The organism is Maritimibacter sp. (assembly GCF_016774595.1).
GTDB lineage: Bacteria > Pseudomonadota > Alphaproteobacteria > Rhodobacterales > Rhodobacteraceae > Maritimibacter > Maritimibacter alkaliphilus.
The window spans coordinates 2,201,139-2,221,708 of sequence record NZ_JACBWT010000001.1; the positions used below are offsets into that span (position 1 = coordinate 2,201,139).

General features: G+C 63.7%; 18 protein-coding genes. 9 read left to right on the plus strand and 9 right to left on the minus strand.

All coding sequences use genetic code 11. From position 1 onward, the window contains the following. The first annotated feature begins 114 nt into the window (after positions 1–114). Both HOY44_RS10970 and HOY44_RS10975 read left to right on the plus strand, forming a co-directional pair. Positions 115–1,758 carry a ShlB/FhaC/HecB family hemolysin secretion/activation protein gene (locus HOY44_RS10970; protein WP_287434697.1) on the plus strand — a complete coding sequence of 548 codons (1,644 nt, stop codon included), beginning with the start codon at positions 115–117 and terminating at the stop codon, positions 1,756–1,758. A 47-nt stretch (positions 1,759–1,805) separates the two neighbouring features. Then, positions 1,806–2,381 carry an invasion associated locus B family protein gene (locus HOY44_RS10975; RefSeq protein ID WP_287434698.1) on the plus strand — a complete coding sequence of 192 codons (576 nt, stop codon included), beginning with the start codon at positions 1,806–1,808 and terminating at the stop codon, positions 2,379–2,381. 22 nt (positions 2,382–2,403) lie between these two features. Here the strand turns inward: HOY44_RS10975 and cobF are convergent, their stop codons facing one another. Then, complete coding sequence (gene cobF, locus HOY44_RS10980; RefSeq protein WP_287434699.1) at positions 2,404–3,171, minus strand: precorrin-6A synthase (deacetylating); 768 nt, start codon at positions 3,169–3,171, stop codon at positions 2,404–2,406. Between the two features lie 73 nt (positions 3,172–3,244). Continuing rightward, positions 3,245–4,612, minus strand: coding sequence for a LysR family transcriptional regulator (locus tag HOY44_RS10985; RefSeq protein ID WP_353806633.1), 1,368 nt, complete (start codon positions 4,610–4,612; stop codon positions 3,245–3,247). Here HOY44_RS10985 and HOY44_RS10990 point away from each other — a divergent pair. Further along, entirely contained in the window at positions 4,557–5,933 is a 1,377-nt protein-coding gene (locus HOY44_RS10990) for an aminomethyl transferase family protein (RefSeq protein ID WP_287434701.1), read from the plus strand. The two genes, HOY44_RS10985 and HOY44_RS10990, sit on opposite strands and share 56 nt — an antisense overlap. A gap of 11 nt (positions 5,934–5,944) precedes the next feature. Continuing rightward, entirely contained in the window at positions 5,945–6,823 is an 879-nt protein-coding gene (locus HOY44_RS10995) for a methylenetetrahydrofolate reductase (RefSeq protein ID WP_287434702.1), read from the plus strand. 175 nt (positions 6,824–6,998) lie between these two features. Here the strand turns inward: HOY44_RS10995 and HOY44_RS11000 are convergent, their stop codons facing one another. After that, on the minus strand, positions 6,999–7,811 hold the full coding sequence (locus tag HOY44_RS11000) for an ABC transporter permease (RefSeq protein ID WP_287434703.1): 813 nt from the start codon (positions 7,809–7,811) through the stop codon (positions 6,999–7,001). Positions 7,812–7,953: 142 nt separating this feature from the next. Here HOY44_RS11000 and HOY44_RS11005 point away from each other — a divergent pair, with 142 nt between their 5' ends. The 3 genes from HOY44_RS11005 to HOY44_RS11015 all read left to right on the plus strand — a co-directional run bounded on the left by HOY44_RS11005 (position 7,954) and on the right by HOY44_RS11015 (position 13,287). Next, complete coding sequence (locus HOY44_RS11005) at positions 7,954–9,087, plus strand: KpsE/RkpR family capsule polysaccharide export protein (protein ID WP_287434704.1); 1,134 nt, start codon at positions 7,954–7,956, stop codon at positions 9,085–9,087. Next, positions 9,087–9,746, plus strand: coding sequence for an ABC transporter ATP-binding protein (locus HOY44_RS11010; RefSeq protein WP_287434705.1), 660 nt, complete (start codon positions 9,087–9,089; stop codon positions 9,744–9,746). Before HOY44_RS11005 ends, HOY44_RS11010 begins: the two co-directional genes overlap by 1 nt. Positions 9,747–9,870: 124 nt before the next feature. Continuing rightward, the gene (locus HOY44_RS11015) at positions 9,871–13,287 is read left to right on the plus strand and encodes a calcium-binding protein (RefSeq protein ID WP_287434706.1); all 3,417 of its coding nucleotides are present in this window, start codon (positions 9,871–9,873) and stop codon (positions 13,285–13,287) included. Between the two features lie 4 nt (positions 13,288–13,291). Here HOY44_RS11015 and HOY44_RS11020 read toward each other — a convergent pair whose 3' ends face one another. Next, positions 13,292–15,148 carry a M10 family metallopeptidase C-terminal domain-containing protein gene (locus HOY44_RS11020; protein ID WP_287434707.1) on the minus strand — a complete coding sequence of 619 codons (1,857 nt, stop codon included), beginning with the start codon at positions 15,146–15,148 and terminating at the stop codon, positions 13,292–13,294. Positions 15,149–15,241: 93 nt separating this feature from the next. Then, positions 15,242–16,387: a UDP-galactopyranose mutase gene (gene glf, locus HOY44_RS11025; protein WP_287434708.1), complete on the minus strand. Its 1,146-nt coding sequence runs from the start codon at positions 16,385–16,387 to the stop codon at positions 15,242–15,244. Between the two features lie 125 nt (positions 16,388–16,512). Here glf and HOY44_RS11030 point away from each other — a divergent pair, with 125 nt between their 5' ends. After that, a complete protein-coding gene (locus HOY44_RS11030) occupies positions 16,513–17,376 on the plus strand; it encodes a 2-dehydro-3-deoxygalactonokinase (RefSeq protein ID WP_287434709.1) in 864 nt (287 codons plus the stop codon). 3 nt (positions 17,377–17,379) lie between these two features. Here the strand turns inward: HOY44_RS11030 and modC are convergent, their stop codons facing one another. From modC to HOY44_RS11050, 4 genes are all read right to left on the minus strand, one after another. After that, entirely contained in the window at positions 17,380–18,462 is a 1,083-nt protein-coding gene (modC, locus tag HOY44_RS11035) for a molybdenum ABC transporter ATP-binding protein (protein WP_287434710.1), read from the minus strand. Continuing rightward, a complete protein-coding gene (gene modB, locus HOY44_RS11040) occupies positions 18,459–19,151 on the minus strand; it encodes a molybdate ABC transporter permease subunit (protein ID WP_008332722.1) in 693 nt (230 codons plus the stop codon). Before modB ends, modC begins: the two co-directional genes overlap by 4 nt. A gap of 1 nt (position 19,152) precedes the next feature. Further along, entirely contained in the window at positions 19,153–19,902 is a 750-nt protein-coding gene (gene modA / locus HOY44_RS11045) for a molybdate ABC transporter substrate-binding protein (protein WP_287434711.1), read from the minus strand. Positions 19,903–19,966: 64 nt separating this feature from the next. After that, positions 19,967–20,335 (minus strand): winged helix-turn-helix domain-containing protein, encoded by a 369-nt coding sequence (locus HOY44_RS11050; RefSeq protein WP_502710689.1) that lies wholly within the window; start codon positions 20,333–20,335, stop codon positions 19,967–19,969. 143 nt (positions 20,336–20,478) lie between these two features. Between HOY44_RS11050 and HOY44_RS11055 the strand changes: the two genes are divergently transcribed. After that, positions 20,479–20,570, plus strand: a 92-nt coding sequence (locus tag HOY44_RS11055; RefSeq protein WP_287434755.1) for a sugar phosphate nucleotidyltransferase, incomplete at its 3' end; no start/stop codon positions are given.

Here is a 20,570-nt window from a genome sequence, read left to right on the forward strand (position 1 = left end):
CCCTGCGGCATCCCTACAACGCTTCTATTTCAACTGGTTGAAGGGCGTCGTCAGAATGGCCGGAATGAGTTATCCACAGGGGATTGAGGCCTCCCAGATCTTCGGAAAAGAAAAATGAGAATTTCCATCCTCGCCCTGACCGCAGCCCTTGGGTTGTGCGCATCCGCGCCGGGCCTCGTCGCACAGGATCTCGATCTCGACGAAGGTGCGGCGGTCGAAACCCAGCAGGACACCGGCACGCCCGACACCTCGTCCGAGGCGCAGGTGGCCGCCGAGGCGGCGAACCAGGAGGCAGAGCCGCAGACGACCACCCAGACCGCCACGACGACGCAACGCGCCCCGTCCGGCTTCGTGCTTCGGGACATCCGGTTCCAGAACAGTTCGGCCTATCTCGCACCGGAGGACATCGCGGCGGCCAAGGCGGCGCTTGTCGGGCGTCGATACGGCAACGGGTCGGCTCAGGCCTTGGCCGAAGCTCTGACGCAGATGTACCGGGATCGCGGAATCCGCTCGGCCCGGGTGATCCCCTACAATATTTCCGGCGGCGTCTTGAACGTGGCCTTTTACGAACCGGTCATCGGCGCGACGCGAGGCGGGACCAATATCGTCTCGAACCGCTATCTGGACTTCCGTCTGCAATTGCCGAAAGGCGAGCTGGCGGACGACCGGAAGATCGACCCACGCATCGCGCGGCTTCAGGCGACGGATGGTTTGCCGTTGTCCTATGACTACGCACCTTCGGCCGAGAACACCGTGGACGTTGTGGTGAATGTGCCCGACATCCAGCGCCACGCCACGACCATCACGCTCGATAACTACGGCTCGCCCGCCTTCGGTCGGGCGCAGCTTGGCGTGAGCCACACGATCAACGGTGTCACGGGCTGGAACGATCCGTTGACCGTCGCCGCCCTGATCCGGCAAGGGTCGTTGACCGGAACCGTCGATTATTCACGGGTCGTCCTGCCCAATGGCGGGCGCGTTTCCCTCAGCCTGCTCGGCACCAATTCACGCTCGGTCATCGGGCCGCTCGTGACCGGGCGCACGCGGTCGGCGAATGCCAGCTTCACGCTGCCCGTCCTCGCCTCCGCCGAGCGTGGGATCTCGCTCTTCGTGAACGGCGCATACAACTGGGAGCGGTCTTCGCTTCTCGGTGTCCAGACGCTGAACGCCTGGGGCCCGCAAGGCACCGCAGGGGTGACGGGCTACGTCAACGGCGAGGGATGGAGCGTTTCCGCGTCCGGTCAGGTCACCGCCGGCACCTATTCGGATGCGGTCTTCGCCACGACGGGCAACACCTATGTCGCCGTGTCGGGGTCCGCGCTGGGCGCGTTGTCCTTGGGCGAGCACATCTTTGCGTCACTCTCGGTCTCGGGCCAGTATGGCGTGTCCGGCGTCATGCCGACATGGAACACCTTCGCGGTGACCGGCCCTGCCGCCGTGCGCGGTTACCCCACGAACCTGTCGGTCGGCGACAGCGGATATGTCGCCCGGTTCCAGATCGAAAAGTCCTCGCCCTTCGCGCTTGGCGGTTCCATCGGGGTCCGACCGTTCGTGTTCGGTGACGTCGGGCAGGCCTTCGACAGCACCCGCGCGCCCCTTGGTCTTGCCAGTTCGATCGGGGTCGGCACCAGCTTCACCCAAGGCAACAACGTCTTCGGCGATATCTACATCGCCAAACCCCTCACCACGGGAATCGTCGGTTGGGCCACACCCAGCGCGGCGCCGACCATCGGCGGTTCGATCTCGGTCAATTTCTGAGGTTCGGGTCGAACGCACAACACACACGGAACAGGGAGATCCGGGGCATGGCACTGAAGATTACGAAATTCGCGGCGATCCTTGCGTTCAGCCTGTTGCCGGGTCTGGCCATGTCGCAGGACGACACCACCGAAACCACCGAAGCCGCCCCGGCAGAAGAAACCGCGCCCGTGCGCATCGCGAAGGGCCAACGCTTCGGCGCCTGGACCGTCACCTGTGAGGCCGTGGCGGTCGGCGAGACGGCCTGCGTGCTGTCGCAACGTCTCGTGCGGACGTCGGACAACGCCTTCCTCGCCGAAGTTCTTGCGTTCTGGTCCGCCGACGGCGAGCAAAGCTTCCTTGCCGCGCGGGTTCCGAATGGCGTGTATTTCCCGTCGGGCTTCGCCTTCAAACCGTCCGACAGCGAAGAGCGGGCTGAATTCGTCTGGCAATCCTGTTCGGCCGATGTCTGTGAGGCATTGTTGACCGAAGACCTGACCAAGCTCGAAGAATACGCGGCGTCGGAAGAGGGGGTCGTCGCGGGCTACCGCCCGAACCTGCGCTCCGAACCCCTGATTTTCCGCATGGACCTGAGCGGGATCGGTGAGGGGATGACCGCACTCAAGGCCGCCACCATCAAGTGACGCCCTCCGACGGGCGGTCGGATCATTCCCCGTCGTCCGAGGGTCGCGACAGCAGATAGGTGTCCATCAGCCAGCCTTTGCGCGCGCGGGCGTCCTTGCGGGTTCGCGCGACATCTTCCGCGACGTCGCGCAATTTCCCGGAAACGAGGAGTTCGTCCTCGGTCCCGACGTATCCGCCCCAATAGATCTCCAGATCCCCGTCTAGGTCGCGAAAGGCATCGCGCGAGTCGAGCATGACGACCACGTTTCCGCCGTCATCCGGCATACCTTGCGAAAGCTGCCGGCCCGACATGACCGTGAACGACTTCCCGATCCTGTTCAAAGCGACCTTGTGCCGGGCCGCCAGAGCCGAGACGCTGCTGATGCCGGGAATGACCTCGTACTCCAGTTCGACCTGACCGGCGGCCGTGATGGCATCCAGAATTCCCATCGTGCCGTCGTAAAGCGAAGGGTCACCCCAGATGAGGAAGCCGCCGATTTCGCCCTCTCCAAGTTCCTCGACCATCAGCCGCTCATAGATCGCGCGCACCTCGGCCCGCCAAGCCGCAACGTCGGTGGCGTAGACCCCATCCTTGGCGCGTTCCGGAATGTCGAAATCGACGAGACGGTAGTCGGACCCGTCGATGTAACGGTCACAGATTTCGCGGCGCAGATGGTGCAGTTCGGCCTTGTCCTGACCCTTGTTCGGGATGAAGAAGACCGAAACCTTGTTCAGGGCTTTGACGGCCTGAACAGTGACGTATTCCGGGTTCCCCGCACCGATCCCGATCACCATCAAATTACGTTTCATTCTTCGGCCCCTGTCGATCCGTCGCGCCTTTTCAGCGTCCTTGGCGGGGCGCGTCAAGGTGGGTGGCGTGCCGTCAATCCTCGCCGGCCTTTGCGATCTTGCGGGCAAGGATATCCAGAAACCCTGAAATCGCCTCGTTCGGCGGCTCTTCGCCATAGCGTGTGACGCCGATCGAGACGCGGGCGCCGGGCAGGCGGATGTCGACCGGCTTCAAAGCGGTCGGGAGGTTCCTGAGGCCGGATTTTCCATAGCACAACAGGGCGATCGAACGGCTGGCGACGATCATCTGTTCGGCGTTCGAGAACGAGAACATTTCGGCGGATTGCGCCGGTGGGATGGTTCCGGCGGCCCGGAACATCCGGTCGAAGAAACCACGGATCGGCGTGCCGTGAGGTGCCACGATCCATTGTTCCTTGGCCAGCTCGGCCATCGAAGGCCTGTGGTCGTGTATCGCGTGATCCGTGCGCGCGATCATCATGTAATCCTCGAAATAGAGATGCTTTTCGACCATTTCGGGAAAAGGCGACGGATTGCGCAGGACGCCGATGATAAGGTCGATTTCGCCACGCCGAAGTGCCTCGACCAGCGTGTCGTAGCCACCGGGAATCGCGACGAGTTGAACCCGCGGATGGGCCTGTGTGATCTCTCCGAATGCCTCCAGGACCAGCGACTGTCCCGAGAACGGAAGCATTCCCACCGACACGCGCCCGAGGAGCGAGTCGCCCGTGTCGGCCAGAAGCGCGGGGATGTCGTTCAGCGCGGCGTTGATGCGATCCCAAAGCGCCGCAATCGCGCGTGCAGCTTCCGTCGGTTCCATTCCTGCCTTGCGCCGAATGAAAAGGGTCGGCGCCACGTACCCTGCGATGTCGCGTAGGGACTGGCTTATGGCGGGTTGGCTGACACCCAATGCTCTGGCGGCAGCCGAGGCCGTGCCATGGCGGACGACGGCGGACACGGCACGCAGATGGCGCCAACGCGCGAGGCTCGGAAACCGCAGCGGCCCGTCATGGCCCAATACGCCACGCTCCAGCGTCTCGAACTCGGCCGTGATCCGGCGACACTGGTCGATCACGATCTCGCCGAGGGCCGTGGGCTCGGACCCGGACCAGCCACGCTGGAACAGGGCGACCCCCAACTGGCCCTCGGCGCTGTTCAGGGTGCGCGAGAACGCAGGCTGCGACATGGCTGTCGATTCGGCAGCTTCCGAGAGCCGCCGATGCTCGGACAAGGCCCGGATCACCCGAACTTGCCGGGCTGAAAGGATGGCTGAGTTTCCAGACATACATAAGTTATAAGTAAAGTGAAGCCGCATATACAATATGCGCATAAGCGAAACCCGATGGCCCACATTATATCCGCTTTGAGGATTAAGGGAGGACGCGCAGATGAGCGCAAAGACGCTTGAAGACCGCCTGGCAGGGCATGAAAGCCCGTTCGCCATGCTCTACGACAACCAGATGGGCCGCTATCCGTTCCCGATCGAGAGCGAATATACCCACTGGGCCGAAGAGCAGCGCGCTTGGCGCGAGGGCGTGGCGCTGATGAACCAGAGCTTCCACATGACCGACCTCTACGTGAAGGGCCCGGATGTGATGAAGTTGCTCTCGGACATCTCGGTCAACAGCTATGCCAAGTTCGGCAAGGGCAAGGCCAAGCAGATCGTTTGCGTGAACCACGACGGCTATCTTATCGGCGACTCCATCGTGTTCGGCCTCGAAGACGACGAAGTGAACATCGTCGGCCGCCCCATCGTGCCGAACTGGGTGCAGTTCCACGCCGAGACCGGCGGATATGACGTTGTCTGCACCCGCGACGAACGCAAGCTGGACGATCCCGACAATCGCCGCCTGACCTACCGCTACGAAGTGCAGGGGCCTAAGGCGCTCGACCTGCTGAACGAGGTGAACGAGGGTGGTCCGCTGACCACCAAATTCTTCAACATGGGCGAGATCACCATCGCGGGCTGCAAGGGCCAGACGCTGTCGCACGGCATGGGCGGCGCGCAGGGGCTTGAGATCTGGGGTCCGTTCGATGACGGCGACAAGGTGAAAGCACGGCTTATGGAAGTGGGCGAGAAATACGGCCTGCGTCTGGTGGGCAGCCGCGCCTATGCCTCCGCCGCCGCCGAGTCCGGCTGGGTGCCGAGCGTCGTTCCGGCGATCTACACCGGCGAGAAGATGAAGCCCTATCGCCAATGGCTCAAGGCGACGTCGTTCGAGGCGCTCTCGACCCTTGGCGGGTCGATGAAGACCGGGAACATCGAAGATTACTACATGACCCCGTGGGACGTGGATTATGGCCGGGTCATCAAGTTCGACCATGATTTCATCGGGCGCGCGGCGCTTGAGAAGATGGCGGAGCTGCCCCAGCGCAAGAAAATGACGCTGGTCTGGGATGCCGACGACGTGCTCAAGGTGAACGCGGGCTACATGGACGATGGTGACCTGCCGACGAAGAACATGGATTTCCCCGCCGCGCATTACGCGAGCTATCCCTATGATCTGGTGACGAAAGACGGCCGTACCGTAGGTATCTCGATCGCGCCGGCCTATTCGGCGAACGAACGGGCCTGGATCAGCCTCGCCGTGCTCGACGCCGACGTGGCGGAAACCGGCACTGAAGTGACGGTAACGTGGGGTGAACCGGATGGCGGATCGTCTAAACCGACCGTCGAGCGGCACCGTCAGATCGACGTGAAGACCGAAGCGCACCCGTGGCCCATCCATGATGCGGTCCGCGAGACATATCGTAAGCAGACTTGAGGAGAGGACCGATGGCTGTGGTGAACATGATGCAAAACCGTCCTGCGGGCGCCCAACTGGCGGCGTTTCTCGAGGGCGTATCCATCGAAGTGATGCCGCGCACGGCGGCGAAGGTCGAGGATTTCACGGCGATCCTGCCGGTAAATACCCGTGTCTACATCGCCCATATCGAGGGCACGCCGATCGAAGAGATGGTGGACACCGCCCAGCGCCTCGCCGCAGGCGGGTTTCAGGTCATGCCGCACTTCCCCGCGCGGATCATGAAGGACACCGCCGAGCTCAAGGACTGGATCGACCGCTACGTGTCGGAGGCCGGTGTCGAACAGGCGCTGCTTCTGGGCGGCTCGCCCACTACGCCGGTCGGCAAGCTCGACAGCTCGATCCAGTTGATCGAGACGGGCTACTTCGACGGGTTCAAGCGTCTGCACGTCGCCGGTCATCCCGAGGGCAACGGTGACATCGACGCCAAGGGAACCACCACCCATGTGGACGAGGCCGTGCGCTGGAAGCAGGCCTATGCCGACCGCTCCGGCATCGACATGGCGCTGACGACCCAGTTCGTCTTCGCCGCGCAGCCGATGATCGACTGGGCCGAGCGGCTGGAGGCCGATGGTATCACGATGCCGATCCATGCCGGTGTCGCGGGCCCGGCGAAGCTTCAGACCCTCATCAAATACGCCATCGCCTGTGGTGTCGGCCCGTCTCTGAACGTGCTGCAAAAGCGCGCGAAGGATCTCACCAAGCTTCTGAAGCCGTTCGAGCCGACAGAGGTGCTGACCGACCTTGCGGCCTACAAGGCCGAGAACCCGGACAGCCTGATCGACAAGGTGCACGTCTTCCCGCTGGGCGGCATCAAGAACAGCGCCGAATATATCCGCGAAAACGGCTGAACGGGCCTGACCTGCTCCGACACGAAGCCCGGCGCCTTCGAGGGCGGCGGGCTTTTTAATTGAGTGCGCCGGGCGGCGCACGCTTGGGAAGCACGTCTTTTCGGTTCCCGAAAAGCCATGCGGATGAGGGGCGCTGCCCCTCAAACTCCCCGAGGTATTTTCAGACCGAAGAAGATCAGTCGCCGTTCAGCAGGCGCTGATGGTGTTGCTTGAGCATGAACAGGCCCGACACCGTCAGGATCAGCGCCAAAGTCACCACGAAAAGCGGTGAAACCCACGTCGGATCGTACTTCGGGAAAATGCCCGACTTGGCGAGGGAGGTGATGTGGATCAGCGGGTTCCACCAAAGCACCTGTTGCACATCGTCCGGGAAATCCTCGTACAGGAACAGCACGCCGGAGATGATGAACAGCGGGCGCGACGCGAAGCCCCACAGGCGCGCGACGATGGGCAGTTCCATGAACAGCCAGCAGGTGAACACGCCGAAACCGGCGCCAAGCATCACCGAAAGGCCGACCGCGCAGAGAACCGGGGTCAGGTCGAAGCGAAGCCCGTGGCCCGAGACAGTGGCGATCCCGAAGAGCAGCAGGAAAAACACGACCGTGGCCGTCAATGCGTTGAGCAGGAACCGCGCGAGCACGGTGTCCAGCCAGATCACGGTCGGGAACCTGAGCAATGGGCGTGAAAACTTGAGGGCTGCCGTTATAGGGCCGCTCACCTGTCCGAAGATCGCGAAGACGAGGTGCCCGGACGCGTAGTACATGATGAAAGAGGTGCCGAGGCGCGGCGTTTTTTGCAGGAAGCCGAAGGCGAAGGTCAGCGCGACGATCATCAGCAACGGTGCGGTGAACGCCCACAGGTAGCCCCCGGGCGATTTGCCGTAGCGTGCCGACATTTCCCTGAGAACAAGCGCGCCGACCGTGCGAAGCGTCGGGAACGAGCGTTTCGCAGCTGTGCTTGGCTGGTTCGTGATATCGCTGGCCGACAAGAGGGTCTCGAATTCTGGCGCCGATGCGCGCGAGTATGTAGAAGGAGAGGCGAGAGTTCAACGCAAGGTAGAAAGGCGCCGCGTGCCCGAGGATTCGGCAAAGTCACGATCCACAGCCGGCCCCGATGTCATCGTGCGCCCGATGGCAGGACCGGCCCGCCGGAAACGGCGGCATGTCGGTCTTCTCCTGTCATTCGTAGTGATCGTGCTGCTGCCCTTGGCCGTGATCGGCTGGTACACCTATGTTCGGGCGGTCGATCAGTTCGCGTCCCGCGTCGGGTTCACGGTCCGGCAAGAGGATCAGGGGCAGACGCAGGCGCTTTTGGGTGGACTGGCGCAACTGGCGGGTCCGACAGCCGCCGGTGGCGCGTTGGACGGCGATATTCTGAACGAGTTCATTCGCAGTCAGGGACTGGTGGCGCGGGTCGATGAGCGGCTCGACCTGTGGTCGCATTACGCGGCGTTTCACGCGACCGACCCGGTGTTCGCGCTGCGCCCGGGCGGCACGATCGAGGATCTGCACGCCTACTGGGGCCGGATCGTCACGATCGACTACGATCAGGCGACGGGTCTGATCGGACTCGAACTTCGCGCCTTCGACGCGGCTTTTGCGCAGTCTGTGGCGCGGGCGGTTCTGGAAGAGAGCCAAAGCCTCGTCAATGACCTGAACGCGGCGGCCCGCGACGATCTGGTCATGGCGGCCGAAGCCGATGTGGAGCTTGGCCTCGCGCGGCTCAAGTCGGCGCGCGAGGCGCTGGTGAACTTTCGCACCCGGACCCAGATCGTCGACCCGGAAACCGATCTGGAAGCCCGGATGGGGGTTCAGACATCGCTGCAACAACAACTTGCTCAGGCCTTGGTCGAATACGACCTTCTCGTTCAGTCGGCGGGCGAGCAGGCACCGAGCGTCGTGCAGGCCGAGCGAAAGATCGACGTGATCCGGGATCGGCTGGCGGACGAGCGACAGGCCTTCGCCTCCGACCAGTCCTATGTCGGGGTCGAGGGGTATCCGGCCCTGATCGCCGAGTATGAAAGCCTGACGGTCGACCGCGAATATGCGGAAGAGACCTACCGCGCCGCCCTCGCGCAACTTGACGCCGCCAAGGCAAGCGCAGCCCGACAGAGCCGGTATCTGGCGGCCTATGCGCTTCCGACGCTGGCCGAGGCACCGATCTATCCGAAACGGCAACAGATCATGCTCGTCTCGCTATTGTTCCTGTGTTTGGGATGGGCGCTCGTGGTGCTGATCTATTACTCGATCCGGGATCGCGGCTGATGCTGCAAGGGATTGGGATCACCAAATCCTACATGGTCAAAGGCAAGCCCAAGCTGGTGTTGGACGGCCTCGACTTCGAGGTGCCTGCCGGGGTGTCGCTTGGCCTTCTCGGGCGCAACGGGGCGGGCAAGTCGACGCTGTTGTCGATCCTGTCGGGTGCGGTGAAACCCGACGCGGGAGAGGTCAGGACCGAGGGCACGATTTCGTGGCCCGTTGGGCTGCGCGCGGCCTTTCACAAGGACATGACGGGGGTGCAGAACGTGCGTTTCGTCGCGCGGGTCTACGGCGTCGACAGCGACGAACTGGTGGAGTTCGTGCACGACTTTTCTGAGCTTGGCGACCACTTCTACATGCCATTCAAGACCTACTCCTCCGGTATGCGCTCCCGCATCTCGTTCGGGACGGCCATGGGCATCCACTTCGACACCTATCTGGTGGATGAGGTGACCGCGGTGGGCGATGCGTCGTTCAAGCGAAAGAGCCGCGCGGTTCTGCGCGACCGTCTGGCCAGATCGTCCGCGATCATGGTGAGTCACAACATGGATGAGCTGCGCGCCTCCTGTGACGCCGGGATGGTCCTTGCGGGTGGACGAGCGCGATATTTCGACGACATCGACGACGCGATCGAACAGCACGAATGGGATATGGCCCGCCGTTGATGCCTAACCAACTGTAAACACTTACGAGAATTGGAAACGAAGTTCGCGCAGGCGCCACATTTGCGTGCCGCCGGGCGCCATGCCTTTGCGCGATTCCATCCCTGCCAATGCGCTGGGGGTGGATATGGCTATCATCGTTCAAGGTCACTTCGCATCGGGTATCGATGCGCTGGACATCGGGATCACCGATCTTGAAATCGTGCCCAACGGGTCCGGTCTGACGCTGTTCAGCCATTCCGGGCGGAACGGGGGTCTTGCAGGCTGGACTGTGTCGACCGGCACGGTCGGGCTCGTCGATCAGGTCGTCTATAACGCGGGATGGATCTCCGGCACCGGGGATGTGATCGCGCTCGACGATGCGCCGGGTGGCGGGATCGAGGCGTTGTTCGGGTCGGTGGCGACAGGTGCCCTGAGTGCCTATTCCGTCACGGATGGGGGGCAGGTCGGGACGATATCGTCCTATTCCGGTCTGGGCTCCGATCTGGGGCGTATCACCGACATTTCGGTCGGGATCGACAGCGTGGCCTTTGCCGATGCCTCGGGCGCATTCGGTTTCGCCGTGCGTGGCGGGTCCGGGGCGCTGTCCGGCATGACTGTGCTGTCCGACGACGAGGACACCCACCTTGCGCATGTCACGTCGGTCACGACGGCCACGGTCGGCGGCGCGCAGATCGTCATTGCCGGGGACGCTGGTGAGGACGGTGTCACAAGTTTCGTGACGACGGCGGGCACCCCGGTTCTTGCGGATACCGCAGGGCCGGAGGACGGCATCGGCATCATGGACCCGACCGACATGCAGGTGGTCGACGTCCTCGGGCAAAGTTACCTCGTGCTCGCATCGGCGCAGGGCATGAACGGTGCGCTCACGGTGTTTCACGTCGCACCCGACGGCACGCTGACCCGCACGGATCATGTCACCGACAATCTGGACACCCGGTTCGGGGGCGTCACCGACATCGCCACGGTCGAACATGACGGCCGGGTCTACGTCGCCGCGGGCGGGGCGGATGATGGCGTTTCGCTATTCGTCCTGTTGCCCGGCGGTCAGCTTCAGTTCCTCGACGCGATCGAGAACACGTGGACGGATGGGGCAAATGGGCAGGCCGCGCTGGCGGACGTGACGGCGATCTCGGGCGGGATCATCGCAGACACGCTCAACCTGTTCGTCGCGAGCGAAGAGGTCGGAGGGCTGACACGCCTGACCTACGACCTGTCGGATCAGGGGGGCCAGCAGCACCGCACGCAGACGTCAGGCGGGTCGCTTCTGGGCGGCGGGCTGGACGACATACTGGTCAGCGGGGCCGGATCAGACACGATTTCGGCCGGAAATGGTGACGATACCCTCGTGGACGGTGCCGGGCTGGACATTCTGACGGGCGGCGCGGGCGCGGACGTTTTCGTGTTGCGGGACGACCGGACCGAAGACCGGATCATGGATTTCGACCCTGACGTCGATAGGCTCGACCTGTCGTCATGGCCCTTCTTTTACGACCCGGCCGCCCTGTCGGTCGTGCCGAACGCGAACGGTGCGGTCGTGACATGGCGCGACGAGGTGCTGGTGCTCAGATCCTACGACGGCACTCCGCTGTCAGCCTCAGCCGTTCGCAACGCCGTGCGAAAGACGCCGGATCGCGCGATGGACCTGTCCGGTTACGACTTCCCGGAGTGGGACGGTGAACTGGACGAAGAACCGGATATCGCGTTCGGCTACGACCTTGGCGACACGGATGGCGACGACCTGGTTACCGGCAGTTCCCGCTCCGAAATGATCGCGCTGTCCACGGGCGATGATGTGGTTCACGCGGGCGGAGGCAACGATAGGGTCGATGGCGGTGCCGGTCGCAAGACGATCTACCTCGACAATGGCGACGACATCTTCGACGACAAGGATGCGAGCACGGCGCTCGACGGCGATGTCGTGCGCGGCGGTGCCGGGAACGACACGCTGCTCATGGGCCTCGGTGACGACGATGTCGATGGCGGAACGGGGCGCGACCTGATCCGGGCCGGTGGCGGGAACGATACCGTGACGGGCGGCGCCGGGGCCGACGAGGCGTGGCTCGGTGCCGGGAACGACACCTACCTCGACGGCGACGACGAGGGCCCCACCGACAATGACGTGGTCTACGGCGAGGACGGGGACGACACCATCACGACCGGCAACGGGGACGACCAGATCGACGGCGGCGATGGCGACGACCGGCTTGGGGGCCGGGCCGGTCATGACATCCTGTTCGGTGGCCGGGGCGCGGACATTCTGTGGGGCGCGTCCGGAAACGACCAGCTTCGTGGTGACGATGGCGATGACGATATCTTCGGCGGGTCGGGCGGCGATCATCTGCTTGGCGGGGCCGGCAATGACCTGATGGAAGGTGGCAGCGGCGACGACGTGGCACACGGCGAAGACGGCGACGACACCATGTGGGGGCAGGACGGCGACGACCATTTCATCGGCGATGGGGGCGACGATCTGATCTACGGGGACGGCGGTCGCGACAGGCTGGTCGGCGGCGATGGCGCGGACCTTGTTTTTGGTGGCGATGGGGATGACGAACTTCACGGTGAGGGCGGCTTCGATCGTCTGTTCGGCGGAGACGGCGATGACGTCATGTATGGCGGCGAGTTGCGCGACGTGCTGTGGGGCAGCAATGGCGACGACATTCTCTACGGCGGCGCATGGCACGACATCCTCAAGGGGCATGGGCACGACGACAAGATTTACGGCGGCATCGGAATCGACACCATCTGGGGCGGCTGGGGGAACGACACGCTCCGTGGAGGCTGGGGTGAAGACAGGATTTATGGCGAATCCGGCAACGACGTCATTCATGGCGACGGGATGAACGACTGGATCGACGGGGGCACGGGCTACGACCGCGTTTATGGCGGTGACGGGCACGACGTGGTTTTCGCCAGTGGCCACAACGACACCGTGTATGGCGGCGTCGGCATCGACAGGCTGCACGGCGGCTGGGGCAATGACGTGATTTACGGCGAATGGGGCGTGGACCGTCTGTGGGGCGATTCCGGCAATGATCGGCTCTATGGCGGCGGTCTGAATGACTTCCTCTGGGGCGGAGACGGCGCCGACCGAATTTACGGTGGCACCCACAACGACATCCTGTTCGGAAACGGCCACGCGGACTATCTCGAAGGTGGTGTCGGCGTCGACAGGCTCTATGGAGGCTGGGGAAACGACACGCTGCGCGGGGGATGGGGTGCAGACCTTTTGCGCGGGGACAGTGGAAATGACCGCCTCTTCGGGGACGGCTTGAACGACAAGCTGGTCGGTGGGCTGGGGAATGACATTCTCTACGGTGGGTCGGGCGCGGACAGGTTCGAGTTCTGGCGCTGGGACGACCGGGACAAGGTGATGGATTTTTCGATGTCCGACCGGATCGTGCTGCACAATGTCGCGCGGTCCATGGTGTCGGTTCACACGTCGGGGGGGAGCACCTTCATCGAGTGGGGGAACGAACAGGTTGAATTGGTCGACTTCACCAATGGCGGTTTCGACAAGGGCGACATCATTTTCGACTGATGGCTCACGCGCCGATCAAAACAGCGTCCACAAGGTCGGCGAGGTCGAAATCCCCTTCCAGAAAGATCGTGTGCCGCGCGTCGAAGATGATCCGAACACCGCCAGCTTCGGCCACGGCGGATGCAACGACCAGATCGACGGAGTCGACGAGTTCCCGCCCAATCTCCAATCGGTCGCGCGCCGGGCGAAAATCGGTGATGGTATCGTGCCCGTCGCCCTGCCGAAAAACGAAGGTGTCGGCGCCGAACCCAAGCGTGATCGTATCGTCGCCCGCACCGCCACGAACGCGATCGTCGCCGGGTCCGGCCATTATCAGATCGTCCCCCGTGCCCCCGTCGATGTCGTCCCGACCCTTGCGACCCCAAAGGATGTCGTTCCCCGCGCCTCCCGAGATCCGGTCGTTTCCGCGCCCGGCATAGATCGAATCGTCTCCGGGGCCGCCAGTGACGGCATCGTCGCCTCGCCCGGCGGAAATCCAGTCTTCGCCGTCTCCACCCTCGACGGTGTCAGCGCCGCGGTGCGCGATGATCCGGTCGTCACCGCCGCCGCCCCGGACCAGATCGTTGCCGCGACCGGACATCAGGGCATTGTTCGCGTCGTTCCCGATGAGCACGTCGTTTCCGGTTCCGGTGTTTGCGTTTTCGATCAGAACGCCCTGCGCGATGGTGAAGCCGCCCGCGACGGACCGGGCAGCGGACAGGAAGCCGCCACCGCCCGGCCCATAGTCCAAGGTCGCTGGCCTCAGGTCGATGATGGCGTCGCGCAGCCCGGCATACCGGATCGTATCGGTGCCGCCCGTGTCCCAGATTGAACGCCAGCCGGTTCCGGCTTCGTTGAGGTCAGGCAAGTCGTAGATTTCGTCGCCGTCGGCGGTCGCAAGGTTCGCGCCGTACATCGATTGAAGCGCGGCAATGTCCAAAGCCATCGGCCCGGACTGGTAGCCCCAGCCGCCGGAGAGCGCGGCGAAACTCCCCCAATCTCCCTCGTTCCAGCCGAAGTTGTAGGACATCGTTGTGTAAATGCCCTGATTCAGGCCAGCCGTGCCGTAATCTCCGAAGGCGACCGCCACCCCGTCCATGACCGTCGATGTGCCGCCGGTGTCATGCGGGTGCGACAGGCCAAGACCATGCAGAACTTCATGGATCAGGATCGCTTGGGTCAATGTGCCCGGAACAAGCGCGCTTCTGTCCCAGCGTTCGCCGTTCAGATTGCCATGTCCCGCGCTGGCTTCGCCCGGCGGATGGAAGTAGCCCAGAAGGTTGTGAACCGCGAGTTCGTCGTCATCGAGACCGAAAAGGAAATCTGCGCTCGCAGGGTCATCGACGCGCGTGAACGTCAGATTGGTGACCGCTTCGATGGCGCCGAATGCCTGCATCGCCCGTGTGATCTGGTCTGCGCTCCACCCTTCCGAAGTGATCCCGTCCACCTCGACCCCCGCCGCGGCGAAACAGACGGTGATCGCATTGGTCGGAACCTGCGTTCCCCAGAGGATCGCCGCGACGGGGGAGTCGGCGAGGGACGAGACGTTCAGAACGTATTGCCCGGTCATGGCGCCCGAGGCGTAGGCATCGACGAAAAAGGTGGCGCTTTCCGTAGCGGTGTATGTGATCCGGGCGTTTAGATTCTCGGCGCTCATGTCGAGGTTCAGGTCGATCAGGTGTCCTGAGGCGTCGTACAGGTCGAGGATCAGGTCGCTCACTCCGTTCTCGGCCGCACCGCGCAGCGTGATCGTCACCGTCTGGCCGGCGTCCAGGTCGAGCCTGTACCAGTCTTCGTCAAAGACCGTTTCCAAGGCCCCGATGCGGGTCTCGCCGACCGCAATCGTTGCCGTCGTGCCCGGATTCCCAGCAATGTCCGGCATGGCACACCCCACCAGCGAAGCCCCCGCTCCGCCTGCGAAATTAACCGGGCATTAAGCTCAAATGGGAGTAAAACCGGAACGATTGGTAAACGGCTAAAGCGGCGGTTTGGCAAAAACCGGGAGCGCGGATTGGCGTTCCAAGGCCGTCAGGAATGCCTGCGCGGTATCCATCGCTTCCCGTATGGTCACGTCCATGTCGAGATAGCGATAGGTGCCGAGCCGCCCGACGAAGGTCACACCATCCTCGCCCTCGGCCCGCGCGACGTAGTCCGCCAGCAGTGCCTTCTCGTCGACCATGCGGATGGGATAATACGGGATGTCGTCGGGTCCGCAGGCCCGCGAGAATTCACGGTAGAGCACCGAGCCCTCGTGGCTTTCCCATGGCGAGAAATGCTTGTGTTCGGTGATGCGCGTGAACGGCACGTCACGGTCGCCGTAATTCATCACCGCGCAGCCCTGCCAGTCACCGGATGCCGTGAACCGTTCGAAATCGAGCGTGCGATACCCCAGCCGCCCAATGTCGTAGTCGAAATACCCGTCGAGCGGGCCCGACCAGACGATGTGATCTTGCTCGGCCTTCATGCCCGGGTCGAAAGGTGTGGACAGGCTCACCGTGATGCCCGGATGGTCGAGGATCGCCTCGACCATCGGCGTATAGCCATGCTCCGGCATCCCCTGAAAGCGGTGGAAAAAGTAGTTGTCGTCGTAGTTGAACCGGACCGGCAGGCGCTTGAGGATCGAAGCGGGCAATTCGGTCGGCGAACAACCCCACTGCTTTTCGGTGTAGCCCTTGAAGAACGCCTCATAAAGGTCGGGGCCGACGAACCGCAGCGCCTGCTCTTCGAAGGTCTGGGGGTCGGTGATGCTCGTGTCCGCCTGTTCTTCGATAAACGCGCGCGCCTCGTCCGGTCGCATGGTCTTGCCGAAAAACTGGTTGATCGTGTGCAGGTTCACGGGAAGCGAAAAGACCTGCCCCTGCGTGGTCGATTTCACCCGGTTCTTGTAGGGCATGAACGTGGTGAAGGCATTCACGTAGTTCCAGACAGCTTCGTCGTCGGTGTGAAAGATGTGCGGGCCGTAGACATGGACCATGACACCCGTCTCGGGGTCGCGTTCGGTGTGGCAGTTTCCGGCCACGTGATCGCGGGAGTCGATCACGGTCACATCGTGTCCCGCTTCGGCCATGCGCCGACCGATCACGGCCCCGGACAACCCCGCCCCAACCATCAGAAACTTCATCGCGACCCCTCCGATCTTCGGCCATTCCTGTGGCATGTTGACCCGTGCCGCGCAACCCGCGGGCTTGTCGCGGCATCGGGAAAGGTGGCACAACACCGCCATAGGCGGAGGGGCAGGATTTGAGCATGCACGAAGGGCGGTGGATGGCCGTCGATTGGTCTGCGGGGCGTTTGCGGGTTTGGGTGATCGGGGCCGACGGTGACGTTCTGGACCGGGAAGAGGCCGATGTGACCGGCCTGACGGCCTACGAGACGGGCCTTGCGCCGATCATCGCACACCATCTGGACGACGATGACGGAATCGACATTCTCGTCACCGGCGATCCTTCGGCCCCGGACGGCTGGGGTGACGGGGCTTGCGCGAAAGTGCCCTGCATACCGCCCGGACCTGACGCGACGACGCGGGTCGAAGCACGCGATGACCGCCTGCACGTCAACCTCGTCACCGGCGTCCGTCAGGACGATCCACCGGGCCTGATGCTTGCGGATGCCGTCCGCATCCGCGGGTTTCTTGCCCTCAACGACACCTTCGACGGGGTTATTTGCCTTGCAGGCCCGCGAACCCGCTGGGTTCACATCAGCGCGGGCGAGATCGTCAGCTTCCAAAGTTTCGTGACCGGCGATTTCATCGCCACGGCCTTTGCCGCGATGGGCAATTCCGGCCAGCCCGGTGCCGGCCTTGGCGACGCGGTCGCGTCGGCCATTTCGAAACCCGAAGCGGTGGCCGCACGCATCGGTGCGCTGGAGGCGGGGCATCGGCTGGGAACGCTGCCCGACCAGACCATCCGGGATGAGGTCTGGGGCCTGTTCCTTGGTCTCGAGCTGGCGGCGGCGCGGCCATACTGGCTGGGGCAGCGTGTGGCGCTTATCGGATCGGGGGATCGGATGGCGGCTTACCGCACGGCGATGCAGGTGCAGGGCGTTCTCCTGGAAGAGGCGGATGAAGAAGAGGCCATGCTGGCCGGTTTCCGCGCGATCCGAGGCGCCTGACACTCACGCGCCGACCGCATCCCGTGCCACCGACACGGCCTTCAGGATCGCGAACAGCGGCTGCCCGGCTTTCAATCCCATCGCATCGACCGACCGTCGGGTCACTCGCGCGAGGATCAGGTTGCCGCCCGCGTCGAGTTGCACGAGCGCGCCGGGTCCATCGCCCATCCGGATATCGCGCACGGTCGCGGGCAGGACGTTGAGGGCGGAAATGCCCTCGGGTCGGTCGAGGGCGAGCATGACGTCCTGCGCCTCGATATGAACCCGAAGCGCATCGCCGGTTTGACGCGCCACCTGCGGGATCAGCAATCGAAGACCGCCCGCGTCGAGCTCCGTCAGTCCGTCGGCGTGCTGCGCGAGCACGACCGCTTCCAGCATCGCGCCCGCCGCTCCGGGGCCGAGGGGCGTGATCTGCGGGTCCGCCATGACCTCACCTGCGGGACCCACGCGTTTCACTCGGCCGTTTTCGAGAACCACGATGGTCGTGGCGAGGCGCGCGACCTCGGCGGCCGCATGGCTCACGTACAGGATAGGGATGTCGAAGGTGTCGCGAAGCCGTTCGAAATAGGGCAGAATCTCCGCCTTCCGGTCCTCGTCCAACGCGGCGAGGGGTTCGTCGGCCAATAGCATCCTCGGGGCCGAGAAAAGCGCGCGCCCGATGGCGACACGCTGCTTTTCACCGCCCGACAACGTGCCGGGGCGACGATCGAGCATCCCGCCGAGTCCGAGCATGTCGATCACTTTGTCGCGGTCCACGGGCGCAGCATCCTTGGGCGCGAAACGCGCGCCATAGCCGAGGTTCTTCGCCACAGTGAGGTGGGGAAACAGCCGCGCATCTTGGAACACATAGCCCAGACGCCGCCGATGCGGCTGAAGCCACGTTCCGGTGCCCGTATCCATCAGGACCGTGCCGTCGACCTCGATCCGGCCCGTTTCGGGTCTGGTCAGGCCGGCGATTGCGTTGATGACACTCGTCTTTCCGGAACCCGACCGTCCGAACAGGACGGTGACGCCCGCCGGGGCCTCGAACGTCGCGTCGAGGGTGAAGCTTTCAAGCCGCTGGCTTATGCGCACCGAAAGCGTCATCCGCGAACCCTTCGGGCGATGCGCTGGGCGGCGATCTCGGACAGGACGAGCGCGAGCATGGCGATGGCGACCGATATGATGACCAGACGGATTGCGGCGCTTTCACTTCCCGGCACCTGAAGGAAGGCGTAGATCGCGCTGGGCAGGGTCTGGGTCTGGCCGGGGATATTCGAGACGAAGGTGATGGTCGCCCCGAATTCCCCCATCGCCTTGGCGAAGGCGAGAATGGCCCCGGCAAGGATGCCGGGCAGGATCAACGGCAGAGTGACCGTGACGAAGACCCATCCCTTTGGCGCCCCAAGCGTGGCGGCGGCCTGTTCCAGCTTGGGGTCGACGGCTTCGATCGACAGCCGTATCGCGCGCACCAGAAGGGGAAACGCCATGATCCCGGCCGCAAGCGCCGCACCGGTCCAGCGAAAGGCGAAGACGATCCCGAGGGGCTCCAGAACCGACCCGACAGGCCCCGTCTTGCCGAAGGTCAGAAGCAGCAGGTACCCGGTCACGACAGGCGGCAGGATCAACGGCAGATGCACCAGACCGTTCAGGATCTGGCGCCCCGGAAACTCCCACCGGGCCAGCGCGAAGGCGATGAACAGCCCCGGCGGCAGCGCGGCGAGGGTCGCCCAGACCGCGACCTTCAAAGACAGCGCGATCGCCTGCCACTCTGCCGGACCAAGCCACGTCGTCATGTCAGTCCGGTATCATGGCAAAGCCTGCCGCCGTGAACACGCCGCGTGCTTCCGGTCCTTGCAGGAAGGCAAGAAACTCGTCGTTCAGCGGGTTGTTCGACGCCTCGACGGCAGCGGCGGGGTAGACGATCCGGGGGTGCGTGTCCGCTGGAAATGTCCCGATCACGCTCACGCGCGGCTCTGCCTTTGCATCCGTCGCATAGACGATACCCAAAGGCGCTTCGCCGGTCGCGACCAGCGTCAGGGCGGTTCGCACGTTGTCGGTCTGGGCCACCTGATCCTCGACCGCATCCCAAAGACCAAGGGCGGACAGCGCGGTCTTGCCGTAGATGCCGGCGGGGACCGCATCGACCAGCGCCATCGCAAGAAAACCGCCGTCCAAACGCTGCATCAGGTCGAAATCAGTGTCTATTTCAGCCGGTGTCTGGGGTCCGGTGCCGATCAGAACGAGGCTGTTTTCAAGCAGATCGACTTTGCTATCCGGGTCGATGGCGCCCATCTCGATCAATCGGGTCATCCAGTCACGGTTCGCCGACAGGAAGACGTCGGCGGGCGCACCCAGTTCGATCTGGCGCGCGAGGACCGAGGACCCGGCGAAGGAAACCACGACCTCATGCCCCGTCGATTCCTCGAATGCCGCCCCAATGTCTTCCAGCACGTCACCAAGGCTCGCCGCCGCGAAAACGGTGATCTGTCCGGCAGAGGCCGGTGCCGTGAGCAGGAAAAGGCAAAGCAGGGCGGATCGGATCATCTTGATCCTCACTTTGGATATGTTCACTGAAACATATCGCAACTCAAACACCCTGCGACAAGCGTCAAGTTTCATCGGATGTATCGCGCAGAAGCGATGCGATGGCCGCGATTTCGCCTGTCCCTGCCTTTCGGGACTTGGCCTCCAACGCGCGGTAGTGGGTCAGGACGGCCAGCCCGGTTTCGGTCAACGAAGCCCCACCGCCGCGTGCCCCGCCGCGCGCGCTGTCGACCAGTGGTTCGCGAAACGCGCCGTTCATCTCGTCGACGAGGGACCACGCCCGTTTGTAGCTCATCGACATGGCGCGCCCCGCTGCCGAGATGGAGCCGGTGTCGCGGATCGCCGCAAGCAGGTCGGCCTTGCCCGGTCCGATCATCGCGCCCCCGGCGAAGAACAGACGCAAGCGCAGGCGCGGGTCGTCATCATTCGGCATCATTTGCATCCTATGGCAGGTCGAACATGGCGCTGGCAAGAAAGCCGAGGGCGGGATCACACCCAATTCTCGCCATATGATTGCTTGAGTAGGGTGCAAGCCTTGGTCATGTTGGAACGAGCAAGAAGAACAAGGGCTTGGACATGAAACCCACCTCGATCACGCCGGTATTGCTTTGCGGAGGCTCGGGAACGCGCCTTTGGCCTCTGTCGCGCAAGAGCTACCCCAAGCAATT

Coding starts and splice junctions, on each gene's coding strand:
- HOY44_RS10970 (WP_287434697.1), top strand. CDS start 115: ATGAGAATTTCCATCCTCGCCCTGACCGCAGCCCTTGGGTTGTGCGCA.
- HOY44_RS10975 (WP_287434698.1), top strand. CDS start 1,806: ATGGCACTGAAGATTACGAAATTCGCGGCGATCCTTGCGTTCAGCCTG.
- cobF (WP_287434699.1), bottom strand. CDS start 3,171: ATGAAACGTAATTTGATGGTGATCGGGATCGGTGCGGGGAACCCGGAA.
- HOY44_RS10990 (WP_287434701.1), top strand. CDS start 4,557: ATGAGCGCAAAGACGCTTGAAGACCGCCTGGCAGGGCATGAAAGCCCG.
- HOY44_RS10985 (WP_353806633.1), bottom strand. CDS start 4,612: ATGGCGAACGGGCTTTCATGCCCTGCCAGGCGGTCTTCAAGCGTCTTT.
- HOY44_RS10995 (WP_287434702.1), top strand. CDS start 5,945: ATGGCTGTGGTGAACATGATGCAAAACCGTCCTGCGGGCGCCCAACTG.
- HOY44_RS11005 (WP_287434704.1), top strand. CDS start 7,954: ATGGCAGGACCGGCCCGCCGGAAACGGCGGCATGTCGGTCTTCTCCTG.
- HOY44_RS11010 (WP_287434705.1), top strand. CDS start 9,087: ATGCTGCAAGGGATTGGGATCACCAAATCCTACATGGTCAAAGGCAAG.
- HOY44_RS11015 (WP_287434706.1), top strand. CDS start 9,871: ATGGCTATCATCGTTCAAGGTCACTTCGCATCGGGTATCGATGCGCTG.
- HOY44_RS11020 (WP_287434707.1), bottom strand. CDS start 15,148: ATGCCGGACATTGCTGGGAATCCGGGCACGACGGCAACGATTGCGGTC.
- glf (WP_287434708.1), bottom strand. CDS start 16,387: ATGAAGTTTCTGATGGTTGGGGCGGGGTTGTCCGGGGCCGTGATCGGT.
- HOY44_RS11030 (WP_287434709.1), top strand. CDS start 16,513: ATGCACGAAGGGCGGTGGATGGCCGTCGATTGGTCTGCGGGGCGTTTG.
- modC (WP_287434710.1), bottom strand. CDS start 18,462: ATGACGCTTTCGGTGCGCATAAGCCAGCGGCTTGAAAGCTTCACCCTC.
- modB (WP_008332722.1), bottom strand. CDS start 19,151: ATGACGACGTGGCTTGGTCCGGCAGAGTGGCAGGCGATCGCGCTGTCT.
- modA (WP_287434711.1), bottom strand. CDS start 19,902: ATGATCCGATCCGCCCTGCTTTGCCTTTTCCTGCTCACGGCACCGGCC.
- HOY44_RS11050 (WP_502710689.1), bottom strand. CDS start 20,335: ATGCCGAATGATGACGACCCGCGCCTGCGCTTGCGTCTGTTCTTCGCC.